General features: G+C 62.8%; 14 protein-coding genes and 1 tRNA gene. 9 read left to right on the top strand and 6 right to left on the bottom strand.

Annotated elements, in window-relative coordinates; genetic code table 11:
• The first annotated feature begins 477 nt into the window (after nucleotides 1-477).
• From AC1DLO_RS05935 to AC1DLO_RS05925, 3 genes are all read left to right on the top strand, one after another.
• A complete protein-coding gene (locus AC1DLO_RS05935) occupies nucleotides 478-2046 on the top strand; it encodes an NCS1 family nucleobase:cation symporter-1 (RefSeq protein WP_476889605.1) in 1569 nt (522 codons plus the stop codon).
• A gap of 118 nt (nucleotides 2047-2164) precedes the next feature.
• Nucleotides 2165-2923, top strand: coding sequence for an aspartate/glutamate racemase family protein (locus tag AC1DLO_RS05930; protein ID WP_284990320.1), 759 nt, complete (start codon nucleotides 2165-2167; stop codon nucleotides 2921-2923).
• A gap of 21 nt (nucleotides 2924-2944) precedes the next feature.
• Entirely contained in the window at nucleotides 2945-3709 is a 765-nt protein-coding gene (locus AC1DLO_RS05925) for an SDR family oxidoreductase (protein WP_476889604.1), read from the top strand.
• Here AC1DLO_RS05925 and AC1DLO_RS05920 read toward each other — a convergent pair.
• Both AC1DLO_RS05920 and AC1DLO_RS05915 read right to left on the bottom strand, forming a co-directional pair.
• On the bottom strand, nucleotides 3706-4617 hold the full coding sequence (locus AC1DLO_RS05920; protein ID WP_476889603.1) for a glutaminase: 912 nt from the start codon (nucleotides 4615-4617) through the stop codon (nucleotides 3706-3708). The genes AC1DLO_RS05925 and AC1DLO_RS05920 overlap by 4 nt on opposite strands.
• Nucleotides 4618-4621: 4 nt before the next feature.
• Nucleotides 4622-6238, bottom strand: a complete 1617-nt coding sequence (locus tag AC1DLO_RS05915) for a PucR family transcriptional regulator (protein WP_476889602.1) — start codon at nucleotides 6236-6238, stop codon at nucleotides 4622-4624.
• Between the two features lie 275 nt (nucleotides 6239-6513).
• Here AC1DLO_RS05915 and AC1DLO_RS05910 point away from each other — a divergent pair, with 275 nt between their 5' ends.
• From AC1DLO_RS05910 to AC1DLO_RS05900, 3 genes are all read left to right on the top strand, one after another.
• Nucleotides 6514-8145 carry an amino acid permease gene (locus AC1DLO_RS05910; RefSeq protein WP_476914428.1) on the top strand — a complete coding sequence of 544 codons (1632 nt, stop codon included), beginning with the start codon at nucleotides 6514-6516 and terminating at the stop codon, nucleotides 8143-8145.
• Nucleotides 8145-10958: an aminotransferase class I/II-fold pyridoxal phosphate-dependent enzyme gene (locus AC1DLO_RS05905; protein WP_476889600.1), complete on the top strand. Its 2814-nt coding sequence runs from the start codon at nucleotides 8145-8147 to the stop codon at nucleotides 10956-10958. Before AC1DLO_RS05910 ends, AC1DLO_RS05905 begins: the two co-directional genes overlap by 1 nt.
• 124 nt (nucleotides 10959-11082) lie before the next feature.
• On the top strand, nucleotides 11083-12573 hold the full coding sequence (locus tag AC1DLO_RS05900) for a cation:dicarboxylate symporter family transporter (RefSeq protein WP_476889599.1): 1491 nt from the start codon (nucleotides 11083-11085) through the stop codon (nucleotides 12571-12573).
• 92 nt (nucleotides 12574-12665) lie between these two features.
• Here the strand turns inward: AC1DLO_RS05900 and AC1DLO_RS05895 are convergent, their stop codons facing one another.
• Entirely contained in the window at nucleotides 12666-13097 is a 432-nt protein-coding gene (locus AC1DLO_RS05895; RefSeq protein ID WP_476889598.1) for a sterol carrier family protein, read from the bottom strand.
• A gap of 14 nt (nucleotides 13098-13111) precedes the next feature.
• Nucleotides 13112-14128, bottom strand: coding sequence for an asparaginase (locus AC1DLO_RS05890; protein WP_476889597.1), 1017 nt, complete (start codon nucleotides 14126-14128; stop codon nucleotides 13112-13114).
• A 313-nt stretch (nucleotides 14129-14441) separates the two neighbouring features.
• Here AC1DLO_RS05890 and purD point away from each other — a divergent pair, with 313 nt between their 5' ends.
• Together purD and AC1DLO_RS05880 are read left to right on the top strand one after the other, a co-directional pair.
• Complete coding sequence (purD, locus tag AC1DLO_RS05885) at nucleotides 14442-15752, top strand: phosphoribosylamine--glycine ligase (RefSeq protein ID WP_476889624.1); 1311 nt, start codon at nucleotides 14442-14444, stop codon at nucleotides 15750-15752.
• Nucleotides 15753-15755: 3 nt separating this feature from the next.
• Nucleotides 15756-16691, top strand: coding sequence for a phosphoribosylaminoimidazolesuccinocarboxamide synthase (locus tag AC1DLO_RS05880; RefSeq protein WP_476889596.1), 936 nt, complete (start codon nucleotides 15756-15758; stop codon nucleotides 16689-16691).
• A 90-nt stretch (nucleotides 16692-16781) separates the two neighbouring features.
• Here AC1DLO_RS05880 and AC1DLO_RS05875 read toward each other — a convergent pair whose 3' ends face one another.
• Nucleotides 16782-18068 (bottom strand): helix-turn-helix domain-containing protein, encoded by a 1287-nt coding sequence (locus AC1DLO_RS05875; RefSeq protein ID WP_476889595.1) that lies wholly within the window; start codon nucleotides 18066-18068, stop codon nucleotides 16782-16784.
• A gap of 138 nt (nucleotides 18069-18206) precedes the next feature.
• On the opposite strand from AC1DLO_RS05875, the gene AC1DLO_RS05870 reads away from it, so the two are divergent.
• On the top strand, nucleotides 18207-18467 hold the full coding sequence (locus tag AC1DLO_RS05870; RefSeq protein ID WP_184738815.1) for a hypothetical protein: 261 nt from the start codon (nucleotides 18207-18209) through the stop codon (nucleotides 18465-18467).
• A gap of 294 nt (nucleotides 18468-18761) precedes the next feature.
• On the opposite strand, the gene AC1DLO_RS05865 is transcribed toward AC1DLO_RS05870, so the two are convergent.
• Nucleotides 18762-18838, bottom strand: a tRNA-Pro gene (locus AC1DLO_RS05865).
• Between the last annotated feature and the right edge of the window lie 59 nt (nucleotides 18839-18897).

Raw genomic sequence — 18897 nt, 5'->3', positions numbered from 1 at the left:
CGCCCGCTCCGTGCCCTGCTCCCTGATCAACGCATCCAAAGACTCAACCCACTCGGCAGTCTCTTCCGGATCACGATCAGGCAGCTGGGAAGTCAACCCGCTAAGGATGTGTGAGGTCTCTTCTCCTGCAGCCACGTCCAACCTCTCTTCATTGAATGTCTGGGCGCTTGCACTGTGGTGCGCGCTGAAACGGCGTAGAAATTTCGTATTGTGAGAATAAAATTCTGTAATTCGAGATTAGCTATGCGTTCGCTGGGCGTCAATCCGGCGCCGCAGAGACTAGCGCCCACAAGGCCTTACGGCGGCGAGACTGCCATTTGTGACCGCGATTGGGGCCGTGGCCCTTGACCAAAGGTGATCCAGCTCATACAGTTATTTCACTATTCAATAACTAGATTCCACGATGCGAAAAAGCTTCATCCTCTCACAGTGTCTCGGAAGCCTAGTTGCAGCACCACAAAGAAGTGGAGATCCACGATGCAATCGACTCCCCCAGTCGGCGTCACGACGGCTCCGGAACCGACCACGCTGCCAGCCAGCTCGGCCCATCCGACCGTAGGAAATGAAACCCTTTGCGATGTAGCGTCCGTCGCAGCAGGCCGAACCATCAGCCCCAGCCTTTACAACCTCGACCTTGCCCCCACCAAGAAGGAGGGCAGGCGCTGGACCAGTTACAGCATCTTCACCCTCTGGGCCAACGACGTCCACAGCCTTGGCAACTATGCGTTCGCCATAGGCCTCTTCTCGCTTGGCCTGGGCGGGTGGCAAATCCTCGTGGCCCTTGGCATCGGCGCGGTCTTGCTGTTCACCCTCCTGACCTTCTCCGGATTCATGGGCCAGAAGACCGGCGTTCCCTTCCCCGTGATGAGCCGGATCAGCTTCGGTATCCGGGGCGCCCAACTTGCCAGCCTGGTCCGCGGGGCCGTGGCCATCGCCTGGTTCGGTATTCAGACCTACCTCGCCTCTGTGGTGCTCCGGGTCATGCTTGTCGCCATGTTCCCCGGACTCAAGGACATGGATGCCAACTCCATCCTGGGCCTGTCGACGCTCGGCTGGATCGCCTTCGTATCGCTCTGGATTGTCCAGCTGGTCATTGTCAGCTTCGGTATGGAAATGATCCGCAAGTATGAGGCCTTCGCTGGCCCGATCATTCTCGCCACCATGCTGGCCATTGCCATCTGGGTCTTCGTGGAGGCGGGGGGAGCCATCCAGTGGTCCGGTATCAAGGGCCTCGAAGGCGGCGAGATGTGGCGCACCATCTTTGCAGGCGGTGCACTCTGGGTCTCCATCTACGGCACCTTCGTCTTGAACTTCTGCGACTTCACCCGTTCCTCGGTGTCCAAGAAGTCGATTGTCCGCGGCAACTTCTGGGGCATCCCCATCAACATGCTCCTGTTCGGCGCAATCGTGGTCATCATGGCCGGCGGCCAATACAAGATCAATGGCAAGATCATTGAAAGCCCCTCGGACATCGTCCAGAGCATCCCCAACACGCTCTTCCTCGTCCTGGCCTGCCTTGCCTTGCTGATCCTGACCATCGCGGTGAACCTCATGGCGAACTTCGTGGCACCCGTCTACGCCCTCACCAACCTGTTCCCCAAGCACCTGAACTTCCGTAAAGCTGCGTGGGTCAGCGGCACCATCGGCCTGGTCATCCTGCCGTGGAACCTCTACAACAACCCCTTGGTGATCGTGTACTTCCTGGGCGGCCTTGGCGCCCTGCTTGGACCGCTGTTCGGCGTCGTCATGGCCGACTACTGGCTCCTGCGCCGCGGCAAGGTCAACGTCCTGGACCTTTACACGGACAACCCTTCCGGCACATATTTCTACAAGCGTGGCGTCAACCCCCGGGCGATCGCCGCGATGGTTCCGGCCGCCGTCGTCGCCATCCTCATCGCGTTCATTCCCGCACTGGAGGCCGTAGCGCCGTTCGCTTGGTTCTTCGGCGCAGGCATTGGGGCCTTGTGCTACTACTTGTTCGCGGACAAGAAGCAGCAGCACACCGACGTCTCCGGCGAGCCGATCTCCGTCGTCAGCAACCACTAAGAACCGCCAGAAGCCCGACTCGCTCGCAGAAAACGCTGTTTTGGCCCGTCAAAACGACAACAACTGCGAGCCAGTTGGGCTTGCAGGGCTACCAGGCAACCCAATCTAGGAGGAACCCATGCGAATCCTCGTCGCAAACGTCAACACCACCCAATCCATGACCGACTCCATCGCGGCCCAGGCGCGAAGCGTCGCGGCTCCCGGCACCGAAATCATCGGCATCACCCCACGGTTCGGCGCCGATTCCTGCGAAGGCAACTTTGAAAGCTACCTCGCCGCCATCGCCGTGATGGACCGCGTGGTCAACTACCCCGAACCGTTCGACGCCGTTATCCAGGCCGGTTACGGCGAGCACGGCCGCGAGGGGCTCCAGGAGCTTCTTGACGTTCCGGTGGTGGACATCACCGAGGCCGCGGCCAGCACTGCGATGTTCCTCGGCCACAAATACTCCGTGGTCACCACTCTGGACCGCGCGGTCCCGCTCATCGAAGACCGCCTCAAGCTCGCCGGGCTGGACGACCGCTGTGCCTCGGTCCGCGCGAGCGGCATGGCCGTGCTGGAACTCGAGGAGTACCCGGAACGCGCCGTGGAAGCCATTGTGGAACAGGCTGAACGCGCCGTGCGTGACGACAAGGCAGAGGTCATCGTCCTCGGCTGTGGCGGCATGGCCGGACTCGACGAACAGATCCGCCAACGCTGCGGAGTGCCGGTAGTGGATGGGGTGGCCGCTGCGGTGACCATTGCCGAGTCGCTCGTCCGCCTGGGACTGTCCACGTCCAAGGTCCGGACCTACGCCACACCGCGTCCGAAGACCGTCATAGGCTGGCCACTGACCACAACGGACACGACGACGGCGGACGCCCCCGCCGCGCACTAGCTCAACAAACAGGARAACCGCGTGAGCGAAACTATCCCCACCCAGCCCCGTGTCGCCGTCGTCACCGGAGCTGGTTCCGGGATCGGGCGGGCAGTCGCCCGGCTTCTGTTGGCCGAAGGCTACCGCGTTGCCCTCGCCGGACGCCGGGAAGCGCAGCTTCTCGAGACGGCTGACGGCCACCCCGAGGCGCTTGTGTTGCCGTGCGACGTGACAGTGCCCAACGACGTCGCGCGCCTTTTCCTGGCGGCCCGCCAGCGCTGGGGGAGGGTCGACGTCCTGTTCAACAATGCGGGCATCTTCGGTCCTTCCGGAGGTGTGGACGAGATCAGCGTGGCCGATTGGAATGCCACGCTTGCCGTGAATGTCACCGGCTCCATGCTGTGCGCGGCCGAGGCTGTGCGGACCATGAAGTCGCAGGAGCCGCAAGGCGGCCGCGTCATTAACAATGGCTCTATTTCGGCGCATTCCCCGCGGCCCTTGTCCGTGGCGTACACCGTGAGCAAACACGCCATGAGTGGCCTGACTAAGAGCATTGAGTTGGACGGGCGTCCGTTCGGCATCACGTGCGGGCAGATCGATATCGGCAACACCCGCACCGAAATCATGGACACCATCGGCGTGGGCTCGGGCGCGCTCCAAGCCGATGGCAGCAGGCGCGTCGAGCCGATGTTCCCTGTGGAGGACGCCGCACGGGCGGTTCTCATGATGGCTAACATGCCGGCGTCGGCCAATGTTGGTTCCGTGGTGGTGACCGCGGCGGGCATGCCATTCGTGGGCCGCGGCTAGAAAATCGACCAGCCCGTGCGGGTGGTGAACTCGTCCAGGGCAGCGACGCCCGCCAGCGAATTCCCGGATCGTCCCAGTCCAGGGCTCCAGACGCAGATGGTGCATTTATTGGGCACTACGGCGACGATGCCGCCTCCTACCCCGCTCTTGCCGGGGAGTCCCACGCGGTAGGCGAATTCGCCCGCGGCGTCGTAGGTGCCGCACGTCAGCATCACGGCATTGATCCGTTTGGTCTGCGAGGGGGACAACAGCGGCGTGCCGTCTCCGCGTAGCCCATTGTTGGCCAGGAACCTGCTCGCAAGGGCCAAGTCAGTGCAGCTCATTTCGAGTGCGCACTGGTTGATGTAGGCCTCAAGGACCGAGTCCACGGGGTTTTCGAGGTTTCCGTAGCTAGCCAGGAAGTGTGCCAGCGAGGCATTGCGGTGACTGTTCGCCGCCTCGGACGCGGCCACCTCGGGGTCGGTGTCAAGAGAGGCGTTGCCGCTTTCTTGCCGGAGCAATTCCCGGACGGGAGACGGCGAGTTGCCCGCAATGGTGAGCAGCCTGTCCGTCACAACCAGTGCTCCGGCATTGATGAAGGGATTGCGCGGAATTCCGTCTTCGTGTTCCAGCTGCACCAGGGAATTGAACGGATTCCCGGACGGCTCCCGGAATACCCGCTTCCAGATGCGGTCGCCATCCCCGGCGAGCACCAGCGCGAGGGCGTAAACCTTCGAAATGCTTTGGATGGAGAAGGGTACGTCGGCGTCGCCGGAGGAAAACACCTCGCCGTTGGCGGTGGCCACGGAAATGCCGAATTGCTTGGTATCCACCGCGGAGAGGCTCGGGATGTAGTCCGCGGGCGCTCCTTGGCCGAGCAGGGGCTGAACCGTGCCGACGATGTCGTCGAGGAGATTCTGGAGGTCCATATTCTTAGCGCCGTCCTTCGGAGTGGGTCCACAGCCTGAGCTGAAGATGTGCGAGCAACCGCTGCTCTGTGGAGGAGAGATCGATGCCGGCCACTTCGCACGCGCGCCGCAGCCGGTAGTGCACCGTGTTCCGGTGGACGGCTAGTTCCTCCGCGCAGCGGTTCACATCGCCGAAGAATTCAAGGTAGGTCAGCAGCGTTGTGGCGAACTCCGGGTACCGGCTGCAAAGGAGGGTGATGCCGCCGTGCCGAAGATCGGTCCTTGAGGCAAGCAGCTCCAGCAATTCCTTTGTCAGGACGGTCGTTTCAACGTCGGCGTAGGACGCCACATGGATCGAGGGCGTGCTTTCCAGGACCTTCAGGACGCTGCGGACGTGTTCAAGGGTGCCGTGCAAAGCGTCCAGGCGTTCGACGACGGGCCCGACGGCGGCCTGCACCTGGCAGTGCAGGTGGACCCTCGCGTCCCGGACAATAACGTTGATGAGGCGGTTGATGGCTGGCGGGGACTTTATGGGGTCGAGGTCAGGAAGAATCATCGCTATTTCCAAGCCGATGGCTCCCACCACGGCACCGGGACGGTAGGCGGCCGCATGGATCGATGCCACGTTGGCCAGCTCGCCACGCCGCAGTTGCAAGCCCGCCGCCGTCTCGTCGTCGCCCTGGGCGGAAATCAGGACGAGGGCTGCCGGCTTGGAGGGATCGATGCCCGCGGACTGTGCCTGGGAGTGGATCTGCGCCGTGCCGCTGAGCAGGCTGGAGATCCTGTCGCGCCGTAGTGCCTGGGACTGCTCATTACGGTGCCGGACCAGTTCTATGGCTGCGTGGCGCGCCGCTCCCACCATGAGCTTGTCAGTGTTGGGCGCGAGGGGTTCCTTCCCTTCCTGAAGCCAGATGTACCCGAGGATCCGGTTGCCTGCGTGGATACCGATGGCCACCCGCTCCCGGAGTCCTTCCGCGGGATTGGCTTCCATATGGATGGGAGCTTCGGCCGCTTGCAGGTGCTTGTAGACCCCGGACTCTTTCAACAGTTTCTGGTACCGCTCGGGCCCGCGCCGCGCGAGGATTGAGAGCCTGCGGAGCTCATCGACGTCGTTCGAGGCAGGTGAGTACGCCAAGACCCGGTTTGCCGGGTCCTCAATGACCACATGGCCGTTGGTCAGCGTCGCGGTAGTCTGGGCGATGGCAAAAAGATCCCGGTGGATGATCGTCGACGCATCGGTGGAAAGTGCAGGCTCCTGGATACGGTTCTTGGCGATGCCCTCCAGCGTGCCCCAGTTCATGGCGGGAGACACGGCGATCAACCCGATTCCGGTGGGCAGCAGCACCTCCCGGACGGCGTCCAGTTCCTCTTCGTTCCCTTTGACCGCGACGGCGGCGGGGTAGTCCGGAACCAGCTTCCGGATGCTGGGGAGTGCTGCGCGCCCCCGCACTCCGATCAGCAGGACCAAGGTCCCTCGCTGGACGGGCGTCCCGTCCTCGGCGTCCACGATGACCGTTTCGCGAACGGCGCCATTGCCGGGTCCGGGAGGAACAAGCAGCTGCCCGTTGTCGACGCCAATGTCTTCAAGTATGTCGCTGAGCATGGCGCCAATGACATGCTCGGCAGGTTCATGGGGTGCCACCCGTATTCACTTCCTCTAAGCGGCTTAGCCGCGCTCACAGCCATGAACATTACTCGCACTCCGCCTGAACGGAGTTGTCATCGGAGCACAATCGGGATCGGAGGAATTTAGCTGGCCAGACAGTTCGTTCCGTTCCGCCGGAATCTAGAGTTGTTTTCCGTCCCCCTCCGCCGATGATCCAGCAGTGCAGCTGTGATGACACACGAGCAGCAGGGGGACAAGTTCTGGAGCATGCAGCCGCACCCGCGGTACCGGAGTCAAAGGAGACCCCTGGAATGAAACGAACACTGAACTCGCCTGCGCCTGCGCCTGCGCYGGCCCCGGTCACCGGGCTGGACCCCGCTGATTCCTTGGAAAACGGCCGGGAGCTTCTCGGCGACCGTTCCACCACGGCGCAGGATTTTTCAAGCGAGGAAGCCGGATACCACAAGACCCTTAAGCCCCGGCAGATCCAAATGATTGCCATCGGGGGAGCGATCGGAACGGGCCTATTCATGGGAGCGGGCGGCCGATTGAACGGTTCCGGTCCGGCCTTGATCGTCGTCTATGCGCTCTGCGGCTTCTTCGCGTTCCTGATCCTGCGCGCCCTGGGCGAACTGGTTCTCCACAGGCCGTCTTCAGGCTCTTTTGTGTCCTACGCCAGGGAGTTCTACGGCGAGAAAATGGCCTATGCCGCCGGTTGGCTGTACTTCCTGAACTGGGCCATGACGTCGATCGTGGACGTCACCGCCGTCGCGCTCTACGTCAAATTCTGGGGACAGCTCTGGGCGCCGTTGCAAACAATCCCGCAATGGCTCATCGCTCTCTGCGCCCTTGTCATCGTGCTGGCACTCAACCTTGTGTCCGTGAAGATCTTCGGCGAGATGGAATTCTGGTTCGCCCTGGTCAAGGTGACGGCGCTGGTGGCCTTCCTCGTCGTCGGGGTCTGCTTCATTGTCTTTGGCGGAAGAACTGACATCGGCGTTCCCGGGCTGGGCGTGATCCTGGACCACGGCGGAGCATTCCCGACCGGTGCCGTAGCACCTTTGCTGGCGATCAGCGGCGTCGTGTTCGCGTATGCCGCGATTGAACTTGTTGGTACGGCTGCAGGCGAAACCGCCAACCCGGAAAAGGTGATGCCCAAGGCCGTCAACACGGTAGTGTTCCGGATCGCACTCTTCTATGTCGGTTCCGTGCTGCTCCTCTCGCTGCTCTTGCCGTTCACGGCGTACAAATCCGGAGAATCGCCCTTCGTCACCTTCTTCGCCCACCTGGGGGATCCCCATGCTGCGGCCGTTTCGGCGTCGGTGATGAACTTCGTTGTCCTGACGGCGGCGTTGTCGAGCCTCAACGCTGGCCTCTATTCCACGGGCCGGATCTTGAGATCCATGGCGGTCAACGGCTCCGCGCCGCGGTTCACGGCCAAGATGAGCCAATCGGGTGTGCCCTATGGCGGCATCCTGCTGACAGCAGTGATCACGCTGCTCGGCGTCGGCCTGAATGCCCTGGTGCCGTCCCAGGTGTTCGAGATCGTTCTCGAGGTATCTGCGATCGGGATCATCGGCGGGTGGGCAACCATCATCCTGTGCCACATCAAACTCCAGGCCTGGGTCAGGCGTGGCAAGGCCGCCCGCCCGTCATTCCGGCTGTTCGGTGCCCCTTTCACTTCATACCTCACACTCGCCTTCCTGGCCTTCGTCCTCGTCACGATGGGCTTCTCGGAGACAGGGCGCTGGGTCCTCGCTTCCCTGCTGCTCCTCATACCGCTGCTCATAGTCGGCTGGTTCGCTTGCCGCAAACGCATCCTGGAGGTAGCCGCGGCGCGCAGCGGCTACACAGACGGTCTACCGGTGGTCGCCGGGCCCTTTGCCCAGAGCGGTGCGGTTGCCCAGAGCGGCGCGGTTGCCCAGAGCGGTCAACGCTCCTGATGCCCAACGAATTGATGGAAAACGGAACTACCTTGCCCGCCACGACCTCCCTCAGCAACAGCACCCCGATGATCAGACGGATCTCCCTGAACAACGAAGCTCCAAGGCGGGAAATCGGCACTCCCAGCAGCGCCTGGCGTTCGCGCGCCGATGCCTGGGAGTTCCTCGGATACGCATTCAAGCAGCTGACAAAGGGCGGCCCAGGAACATCGCACTCCGGGCTAAAAGACCAAGCCGTCCAGGCGCTCCTCCTCCTGCAGGCCCTGGAATTGTATTGGGCGGCGCCCGGACCGGCAGCACTGGCGCCTCTGCGCGGTTGCGTGGATTCGGGAGATTACGACGCCGGACTGGCGATGATCCGCGGAATGTCGCCTTTGATGCCTTCCGACAGTCCGGGGCGGGCCGGGCCGGTCACTCCGGGGCAATTCCAGGCCGAGCGCTCCCTTTCAGGTGTCCTGGATGAAGACTCCAGGGAGCCGCGGCCGGCAAGGGATCGGCCCAGGTTCGAGGTCTTGTTCGTCGACGACATCACCGAAGAAGAAGCCGACGAGCTGAAAACGGAAATGCTGGCCCAGCGCAGGCCGTCCGATGCGTTCACCTACGAGCTCATCGTTCCCAGCTACGAGGATGCGCTGGTTGCCTTGGTTCTGAACCCGGCCATCCAGGCATGCATTCTCCGCCCGGGATTCACCATCGGCAGCAGCCAGCCCCTGGGCCGGGACCTGAGGAAATACCTCTCCGGCATGGTGGGTCCAGAGCTCGTGGGGATGCCACCGCTGGGCAGGTTCCTCAGCTTGGCGGAGCAGATTTCCGAGCTGCGTCCCGAATTGGATGTGTACCTGGTGGCCGGAGTCGCCATGGAGAGCCTCGCGGGCTCACTGACGAAGCGGTTCAGGCGGATTTTCCGTAGGCAGGACAATCTCGACCTGCATCTTTCGCTGTTGTCGGGCGTCGCTGAGCGGTACAGGACCCCGTTTTTCACCGCGCTGCAGGAATACAGCCGGCGGCCGGCCAGCGTCTTCCACGCATTACCGATCTCGCGCGGCGGTTCGGTGGGCAATTCGCCGTGGATCCGCGACATGGCGGATTTCTACGGACTGAACCTGCTTTTGGCCGAGACGTCCGCGACGTCGGGAGGCCTGGATTCGCTGCTGGATCCGCACGGATCGATCAAGGAAGCCCAGGACCTGGCGGCGCGGGCCTTCGGTGCGCAGAAGACCTTCTTCGTCACCAATGGCACGTCCACCGCCAACAAGATCGTCCATCAGTCCATCCTTGCCCCGGGAGATGTGGTCCTCGTCGACCGTAACTGCCACAAATCCCACCACTACGCTTTTGTTCTCGCCGGGGCGCAGGTTTCGTACTTGGACGCCTACCCGTTGGACAAGTACGCGTTTTACGGTGCGGTACCCCTGGCAAGCATCAAGGCCCGCTTGCTGGCCTACCGTCGAGCGGGGCGTCTGGACGACGTCAAAATGATCACGCTGACCAACTGCACTTTCGACGGCATCGTCTATGACGTCGAACGCGTCATGGAGGAATGCTTGGCCATCAAACCTGACCTCGTCTTCCTCTGGGACGAGGCCTGGTTCGCGTTCGCCAGGTCCCACCCCGTCTACCGGCGCAGGACGGCCATGGCCGCGGCCAGGAAACTTGATGCTTCCTTCAGTGATCCCGGCTATGCCGCGAGGCACGCCGAACAGGCGGCTTCCCTCCATGACCCGGCGACGGGCGCGCTTGCCGACGATGAACTCTGGTTGAAAACCCGGCTGATCCCCGATCCGGCCAAGGCCCGGCTGCGCGTCTATGCCACGCAGTCCACCCACAAGACCCTCACCTCGCTGCGTCAGGGATCCATGATCCACGTCTTCGACCAAGACTTCAGCGAGCATAACCAAGAGTCATTCCGGGAGGCATATATGACCCATACCTCCACCTCGCCCAATTACCAGATCCTCGCTTCGCTTGACGTCGGCCGCCGTCAGGTGGAGCTTGAAGGTTTCGGGTTGGTGCAGAAACAGGCAGATTTGGCGACCATAGTTGCCCAGACAGTGGCCCGCCACCCTCTGCTGAAGAAGTACTTCCGCGTCCTCACCTCGAGGGACCTGATTGCGGCCCCCTATCGGGAAACCGGAAGTGCCATGCCGCTCCGGGACGGCCTCTCCGCCCTGGCGGACGCGTGGCAACGTGACGAGTTCGTCGTCGACCCCAGCCGCCTCACGCTGGATATCAGCCGGACAGGGATCGACGGCGACACTTTCCGGCACCGCTATCTCGCGGACGAACACGGTATCCAAGTCAACAAGACCTCCCGCAATACCGTGCTCTTCATGACCAACATCGGCACGTCTCGCAGCGCCGTCGCCTACCTGATCGAAGTCCTGGTCAAGCTTGCCGAATCGTTCGAGGAGGAGCATCCGGCACGGGGCGACGCCGGAACCCCCTCACGTGCCAACCCGCCGCTGCCGGACTTCAGCAGCTTCGCGTCGCGATTCCAGCGGGATCCCCGAGCAGGCGGTCCCAGCAGCCTCGACGGGGACATTCGTGCCGCCTATTTCGAGAGCTACAAACCAGGTTCCACCACGTACCTTTCAGCGCGTGAACTCACGGCGAGGATAGAGGCGGGCGATGAGGTGATTTCAGCCGGATTCGTCACGCCCTATCCTCCGGGATTCCCCATCCTCGTCCCAGGCCAGGTCATCACAAGCCAGACGCTGGAGTTCATGGCTGTCCTCGATACGCGGGAAGTCCACGGTTTCGACTCACAGCGTGGATTCAGGGTCTTCGCAGATAAGGAGTTCGGCAAGGAGTAGCGTCACCTCACAGGATTCCACATTGTGAAATTTGAATTTCCCCTTGTGGAATCCTGTGATCGGGATTACATTGAAAACAACCCCCGAAATCAGGGGCTGTTCCCAAACTGATTGGTTCAGATCAATGAAGATCCCAGACTCTGCGGCGCTGAAGGCGAGTTCGGCCCCGCGGAAGAAGAAGCCACTGTACAAGTCGCTCTTCTTCCAAATTCTGATCGCCGTCGTCGCAGGTGTACTCATCGGCCATTTCTGGCCGAACATCGGGTCCACCCTCCGGCCCCTGGGCGATGGTTTCATTCAACTCATCAAGATGATCATCGCTCCGCTGATCTTCCTCGTGATCGTCACGGGAATCTCGGCAGTGGGCGACGTCAAGGCGGTCGGAAGGGTCGGGGTCAAGGCCCTCCTGTACTTCACCGGCGCCACGCTTTTCGCACTGGTTTTCGGACTGATCGTCGGAAACCTTGTCCAGCCCGGTGCTGGACTGCACATCGATCCCAGCACTCTCTCCCAGGATGCGCTGAACGCCAAGACCGGGACCGCGCCGCCCAAGGATGCGGCTTCCTTCCTCCTGGACATCATCCCCACATCGGTGATTGGCGCTTTCGCCAGCAACAGCCTTCTCCAGGTCCTGTTCTTCTCGGTCTTCTTTGGCGCGGCAATCGTCGTCATCGGACGCGAGCGTTGCCTCCCGGTCATCAGCCTCATGGAGACCGTCCTTGAACTGATCTTCAAGATCATGTCCTGGATCATGAAAGTGGCGCCCATTGGTGCCTTCGGTGCCATGGCCTTCATCATCGGCCAGTACGGACTCGACACCCTCGGGACCTACGCGCTCCTGATCGCCTCCTGTTACGGGGCAGCCATCGTCTTCATCGGCCTGCTGTTCCTCGTCGCGTGGAGCTTCGCCCGGGTGCCCCTGTGGCAGTTCCTCAAGTACACCCGCGAGGAATTCCTCCTCGCCCTCGGCACGGCATCCACCGAGGCTGTCATGCCCCGCATCATGACCAAGCTGACCAACGCCGGCTGCTCCCGCGCCACCACGGGCCTGGTTGTCCCCACGGGCTACTCCTTCAACCTCGACGGCGCCGCGATCTACCTTTCGATCTCGCTGTTGTTCCTGGCCCAGGCCTTCGGACACCACCTTGACCTGGGACAGCAGTTGGCAGCCCTGGGCGTCCTGCTCCTGACATCCAAAGGCATGGCAGGCGTACCGGGTTCGTCGTTCCTGGCTCTCTCCGCCACGGCCGCCGCCCTCGGCATCTTCCCCGTTGCCGGCGTTGCCTTGCTCCTGGGTGCCGACCGCCTCATGGACTCCATGCGCGTCGTCGTCAACCTTCTCGGCAACTGCGTGGCCACGTTTGTGGTCGCGAAATGGGAGGGCCAGTTCGACCGTTCCGTCATGGTTCGCGCCTTCCGCGGCGAAATTACCAACGAGGACTCCGCCATCATGCTCGGAGCCGAGGCCGTCTTCGAACAACAGGAAATCGAGCGCCTCAGTGGAGGGCAGGAGCCGTCTCCGAAGTTCCGCGGCGGGCCCAGCTCGGATGCGATCCCGCAGTTCGAGATGACCAAGCCGGGCCAACACCGGAGCCCGACTGTGAGTCCCGACTAGGTCAGTCCCGACTAGGCACCACGTTCCAATGCAAGTTGAGCGCTCCACGACACCGTCGTGGGGCGCTCAACTCTGTGCGGATCGCGTGGAGCTTAGTAAAGCGGAAGTAGCTCAGACAGGTCGGCGCGCAGACCCGATGCGGCTACCCGGCCGGCGTCGACGGCTGCGGACCACGCCAAGCGGCCGGTGACCATCTCCAGCCAGGTGGCGGCGTCGCACTCAATGACGTTCGGGGGAGTGCCGCGCGTGTGCCGGGGACCTTCCACGCACTGGGTGACGCCGAACGGCGGGACCCGGACTTCAACCGAGTTCCCCGGGGCGCGAGCCGTGAGTTCCTCAAGCGAGTAACGCACTGCGGTTGCCAGCACAGTGCGCGACGGCGGCGTCCCCGGCACTGCTTCCTGCCCTGCGGAGGACTGTCCGACGCCGGCCTGCCCGACGGCGGCCTGCCCGACGGCGGCCTGCCAGGCGGCCAGTGCCGCGCGGCCTTGCTCAAGGTCGATCCGGCGTCGCGCAATTGCCATTTTCGGGGCTCCAATCAGTCCAGCAGCGCCGAAACGGCGTGGCCGAGGCGGATCCTGCCGACCGAGTGGCCACCGCCGAGGACGGGCTCCACGACCTTTTCGAGCACGCTGGAGACACCGGGAATATCAACGGCGCCCGCGACAGCGAGGAGCGTCAAACCAACGAGGGTAGCTGCACGGGGATTCCCGTCCAGGATCTTTACTGCAACGGAGGCGCCAGTGGGTGTTGCCAAGACCAGGACACCTTCCGCCCCGCCCTTGGCAAGCACTTCTAGCTCATCCATCACGATGGTGTTCGCCTCGCCGCGGCCCTGCACTGCCCATGGGTAGTCCAACATGGAGGTGGCAATGGTTGCCGCGCGGGCATTGGAGCTCTGGTCCCGCGGGGCCTGCGCCAGGCGCGAGTAGGCCCGCGCCAGGCCGGTCAGGGAAAGCGCGGCCACGGGTGCTCCGCAGCCATCAATGCCGAGGTGCGCGATTTTCTCGCCGCTGTATTCCTCGATCACGGACCGAACGCGCTGTTGTAGGGGATGGTTGGGCTCCAAGTAGCTGTGCGTGTCCCAGCCGTTCTCGGTGCACGCCCAGAGGAACGCCGCATGCTTTCCTGAACAATTGGAAGCTAACTTCGACTTGCCGTGCTCGGAACGGATCAACCAATTACGGGCAACTTCGTCCTGTGGCCACACAGAGGGGCATTGCAGCTGTTCTTCCCGGACGCCGGCGGCTTTGAGCATTCCTTCCACCACGTCCATGTGGTCCAGGGAGCCCACATGGCTGGAGCAGGCCAAGGCAACCTGGGCGCCTCGCAAGGGCACGCCCGACTGCATCGACGCGAGAGCCTGGAAAGGCTTGAGCGCGGAGCGGGCATAGATAGGGGTGGTGATGTCGCCGAGCTGGGTCACCACGGAGCCGTCACCGGAAAGGACGACCGCGGAACCGATGTGGCGCGATTCGATGAACCCGCTGCGTTCAATCACTGCCAGCTCGACGGCGGAATCAACGCTGAAGGTTTCATGCGAACTCAAGGGCATGATGCAAGTCTAGGGTGCAGGAACCGTCTTCCCGGGCTACTCCACGGTCACCATAACGGAGTGCCAGTGGCGGAGTGGGACATGGCCCCTGTTGGCGCTGAGGGATGGGCATGTCAGTGCTATGTCCGTTGCTCGTGGCCAAGGCTGGGGATGCTCCTCCTCGGCGGTGGCTCCCAGTTTGGACATGGCCCCTGTTGGCGCTGAGGGATGGGCATGTCAGTGCTATGTCCGTTGCTCGTGGCCAAGGCGGGACATGTCCAGTGGTGGAGACAGCTTAGGAGTCCGGCCCTCGCACAAAGTACCCTTGAAGACTGTGAAGGTACTCGTCATTGGCCCCGGGGGCCGCGAACACGCCATTGTCCGCTCTCTGCTCAAAGATCCCAACGTTTCCGAGGTCCATGCGGCTCCGGGAAACGCCGGCATCGCCAAGCTGGTCCCCACGTACGCGATCGACGGCAACGACCCCGCCGCCGTCGCAGCGCTTGCGACGAAACTGGCCGTTGACCTGGTAGTCGTCGGCCCCGAAGCCCCGCTCGCCGCAGGCGTTTCCGACGCTGTTCGTGAAGCCGGCATTCCGGTCTTTGGCCCCAGCAAGGCCGCCGCCCAGCTCGAGGCTTCCAAAGCATTCGCCAAGGAGGTCATGGCTGAGGCCGGAGTACCCACGGCCATGGCCCGCGTGGCAACAAATGCCGCAGAAGCCGCTGACGCTTTGGATACCTTCGGCGCTCCGCACGTTGTCAAGGACGACGGACTTGCCGCTGGCAAGGGCGTGGTGGTCACCAACGATCGCGAGGAAGCCCTCGCACACGCGCAGACCTGTTTCGACGCCGGTGGAACCGTGGTGATCGAGGAGTTCCTGGATGGACCCGAGGTCTCCCTGTTCGTGCTGTGCGACGGCCGCACCACGGTCCCGCTGTCCCCGGCGCAGGACTTCAAACGAATTTTTGACAATGACGAGGGCCCCAACACGGGGGGCATGGGCGCTTACACGCCGCTCGACTGGGCACCCGAAGGACTGGTGCAGGAAGTCATCGACCGCGTGGCCCAGCCGACCGTGGACGAGATGGCCAGCCGTGGCACACCGTTCGTCGGCGTCCTCTACTGTGGCTTGGCCCTGACCTCCCGCGGCACGCGAGTCATCGAGTTCAACGCCCGCTTTGGCGATCCCGAAACCCAGGCCGTCCTGGCCCGGCTCAAGACCCCGCTCGGCGCCCTCATGTTGGCAGCCGCCAAGGGCGAACTGGACCAGGCAGAAGAGCTGCGCTGGTCCAAGGAGTCGGCCGTCGCCGTCGTCGTTGCCGCCGAAAACTACCCGGACACGCCCCGTACGGGGGATCGCATCCGTGGACTGAACAAGGTGGAAGCGCTTGAAGGCGTCCACGTCATCCACGCCGGCACCAAACTTGACGACGAAGGCAGGGTAGTTTCCGCCGGCGGCCGCGTGCTGGCCGTTGTGGCGTTGGGGACAGATCTCGTGGAGGCCCGCGAGCGGGCTTACGACGGCGTGGAACTGGTCCAGCTCGACGGCGGGCAGTTCCGTACCGATATCGCCGGCAAGGCAGCTCGCGGCGAGATCCACGTGGTCTCCTCGGCCACCGGTTCCATTCCGAACGTGAAGGCCTGAACCATGCCCGAAAACAACACAAACGGCCTGCAAACCGAAACCCTCGACCTCCCGGGGTGGGAGCACTTCTACTCGGGCAAGGTGCGCGATCTCTACGTCCCGGCAGAGGACGCCATGGCGGACGAAGTTGGCCAGGACCGCGTACTGGTGGTGGCCAGTGACCGCATCAGCGCCTACGACCACGTCTTGAGCAGCGAGATCCCGGACAAGGGCCGGATCCTGACGCAGCTGAGCCTGTGGTGGTTCGAGCAGCTCGGCGTGGAACACCACGTCCTGGCCTCCACGGCCGCCGAGGGAGTGCCGGCAGAGGTCGAAGGCCGCGCGATGATCTGCAAGCGCCTGGAGATGTTCCCCGTGGAATGCATTGCTCGCGGGTATCTCACGGGTTCGGGCCTGGCCGAGTACCGGAATTCAGGCACGGTCTGCGACATCCCGCTGCCGGAGGGCTTGGTTGACGGCTCGCGGCTGGAACACGCCATCTTCACGCCTTCCGCCAAGGCCGAAGTCGGCGAGCACGACGAGAACATCACCTACGACGACGTCGTAGCGATGGTGGGCGACGACATCGCCGCACGCTTGAGCGAACTGACGTTGAAGATCTACACCCGCGCGGAAGAAATCGCCCGCGGGCGCGGCATTATCCTGGCCGACACAAAGGTGGAGTTCGGCCTGGACACCGCAACCGGTGTCATCACCTTGGGCGATGAGGTCCTGACTCCGGATTCCTCGCGGTTCTGGGACGCCACCACTTACGAGCCGGGCAAGGCCCAGCCTTCGTATGACAAGCAGTTTGTGCGTGACTGGCTGACGTCTGCGGAATCAGGCTGGGACCGCTCAAGCGACACCCCGCCGCCGGCACTGCCGGCCGACGTCGTGGAGAAGACGCGTGCCCGCTACGTGGAAGCCTACGAAAAGCTGACCGGACGTACCTTCGTCTAGCCTGCGATGCTCAGCCTGCAGCTACCAGGCAACACGCATGGGAAGAGCCCCGGACCGTCTGGTCCGGGGCTCTAGCCGTGTATGGGGCTCTTAACTTGCGCGGGAAGACTGCGCGCTGCCACCTTGGCCTGCTGCCGCCCGACGTTCCGCCAGCTTTATTTCCAGCACGGAGTCGAGTGCCTGTTGGACCCGGTCTGCCGCTCCCGCGGCGGTGAAGTCACGTTGCGCTTCTTCGAGATGGACCAGGGCATCGGCGTTTTCACCGGCCGCTTTGAGGGCCTTGCCAAGGAGGAAAGCGACTTCGCCTGCGGTGTGGCGGGCAAGGACGTCGCGGTCTGCGTGGATTTCGCGCAACTTGGCGATGGCGGCCGGAATGTCGCCCGTCAGGTAGAGCCAGCGGGCGCGGATAAACGCAACCTCCAGCTGGTCCGTCTTGTTTCCCCCGACGATCGACAGAGCCAGTTCAGCCCGTTCGATGGCAGAGAGCGTCTCCGGCTCCACGATTCCCGAGGAGAGGCGTACAGCCGCAGATGCCTTGTTGAAGCGGGCCCACAGCTCAATGTCATTGGCGGGGGAGAGCAGCTTGGCGGCACGCTCGTGGTGCTTGATGCCCTCGATGTAGTCATGCCGCATGAAGGCCACGTTTCCCACCACCCAGGCCACCTCGCCTGCGAGCTGCGACATCGAATGGTCGTCCATCTGGCTGTTCATGGCCTGGCAATACGTCCAGGCTTCATCCAACCTGCCGCTCTCGGCCAGTGCTCCGATCAGCGCCCGATGCGCACCGATGATCAACGTTGAGCCTTTGGGCAACTGCTCGGAAAGCCTCACAGCTTCCTTTGCGTGTTCGACGGCGGTGGCCAGTTGGCCCTGGCCGTGGCAGACTGCGGCAAGCATTTGCCGGGCACGGACTCCCAAGCCCGCGGACTCTGTGGCCATGGGGTGTTCCAGGAGATGCTGGATGATCTGCTGGCAGTCCTTCAATTGCCCCTGCTTCATGAGGCACTCGGCCTGCATGTACGTCATGTTCCACCACGCGCTGGTGTTCTTTGCTTCAAGCGCGATTTGGGCTGCGGTCAATGCGTGGCTCGCTGCAAGGGGGTAGTCCCTCAGGTCCCAGGCCTGCCTGGCATACAGCCCCGCGAGCACGTATTCGGCGTCGCTGAGCGATACCGGCTGGCTCCAGGCCTCCAGTGCTTTTGGTGCCAACTCGAGGCGCCGGGCGAGTTCTTCAATGACCTCGGCAGTGGGTTCCCGCCGGCCAGTTTCAAGAAGTGAAATGTAGCTTGGAGAGTAAAGGTCCCTGCCCAATTCAGCCTGGGTCAGCCCACGTTCGAGCCGTTCGGCACGGAGCTTTTCTCCGAATCCGTTCCCCACAGGTTCCTCCTAGAGGCTTGTCTTTGCGCTGTCTTTACGCGTAAACCTTGACAGTCGCTGTGGAAAACATTTTACAATGAATGTCAACAGGGACCGCGTAATTTCCGTAACGAATCCGACTCGCATTGAGGAAAAATTATGTTGAAGAAGATTGCTGCAGCAGTCGCCTTGGCCGGCGCTCTTGCATGCTCCGCCGCGGCGCCAGCCGTCGTTTCCGCAGCCCCTGTGGCAGACACCGTCAGCACGGTGCTCAGCATTGGCAACTGGCCTGACCCGATGAGGGTCGCCCAGGCTATCGGCAACTGGCCCGATCCCATGCGGGCCTCGCAGGCTATCGGCAACTGGCCCGATCCCATGGTGGTGAGGCCGATGATCGGTAACTGGCCTGACCCTATGTAGGCAAAGACTGATGGCGGCTCCCGGGGAACCGGGCAGACGACGAATAATTCACATGAAGTGATGAATCCCCGGGGTGTGTAAATCGACACGCCGGGGATTTTTTTTGCGCCATGATCCGCCTGCTGTCATGGTCCCGTTCCCCCATTGCTTCGGGTTGTTAACAACACTTGTCTCTAAACCTCGGGCAGGCTCGGGAAAACCGGTCATAGGAATGTTTTTGAGATTTTACTGGCTCCGCCTAAACCTCGTTAAATAACGATAGAAGGCCTTCCGACTGGAAGACCTTCTATCAATTGGTCGGGATGACAGGATTTGAACCTGCGACCTCTTCGTCCCGAACGAAGCGCGCTACCAAGCTGCGCTACATCCCGATCCGCTGCGAAAGCAACTGTTCAAGAATAGCCGATGCCCGCGCGGATGCGAAATCGAA

The organism is Arthrobacter sp. 01T419 (genome assembly GCF_056398865.1).
Note: the sequence above shows the minus strand (reverse complement) of the source record. Positions and strands in the feature narration are given on the sequence as shown.

Bases quoted from the DNA above. Each gene is read 5' to 3' on its own strand.
- AC1DLO_RS05935 (WP_476889605.1), top strand. From the start codon at position 478: ATGCAATCGACTCCCCCAGTCGGCGTCACGACGGCTCCGGAACCGACC.
- AC1DLO_RS05930 (WP_284990320.1), top strand. From the start codon at position 2,165: ATGCGAATCCTCGTCGCAAACGTCAACACCACCCAATCCATGACCGAC.
- AC1DLO_RS05920 (WP_476889603.1), bottom strand. From the start codon at position 4,617: ATGGACCTCCAGAATCTCCTCGACGACATCGTCGGCACGGTTCAGCCC.
- AC1DLO_RS05905 (WP_476889600.1), top strand. From the start codon at position 8,145: ATGCCCAACGAATTGATGGAAAACGGAACTACCTTGCCCGCCACGACC.
- AC1DLO_RS05900 (WP_476889599.1), top strand. From the start codon at position 11,083: ATGAAGATCCCAGACTCTGCGGCGCTGAAGGCGAGTTCGGCCCCGCGG.
- AC1DLO_RS05895 (WP_476889598.1), bottom strand. From the start codon at position 13,097: ATGGCAATTGCGCGACGCCGGATCGACCTTGAGCAAGGCCGCGCGGCA.
- AC1DLO_RS05890 (WP_476889597.1), bottom strand. From the start codon at position 14,128: ATGCCCTTGAGTTCGCATGAAACCTTCAGCGTTGATTCCGCCGTCGAG.
- AC1DLO_RS05880 (WP_476889596.1), top strand. From the start codon at position 15,756: ATGCCCGAAAACAACACAAACGGCCTGCAAACCGAAACCCTCGACCTC.
- AC1DLO_RS05870 (WP_184738815.1), top strand. From the start codon at position 18,207: ATGTTGAAGAAGATTGCTGCAGCAGTCGCCTTGGCCGGCGCTCTTGCA.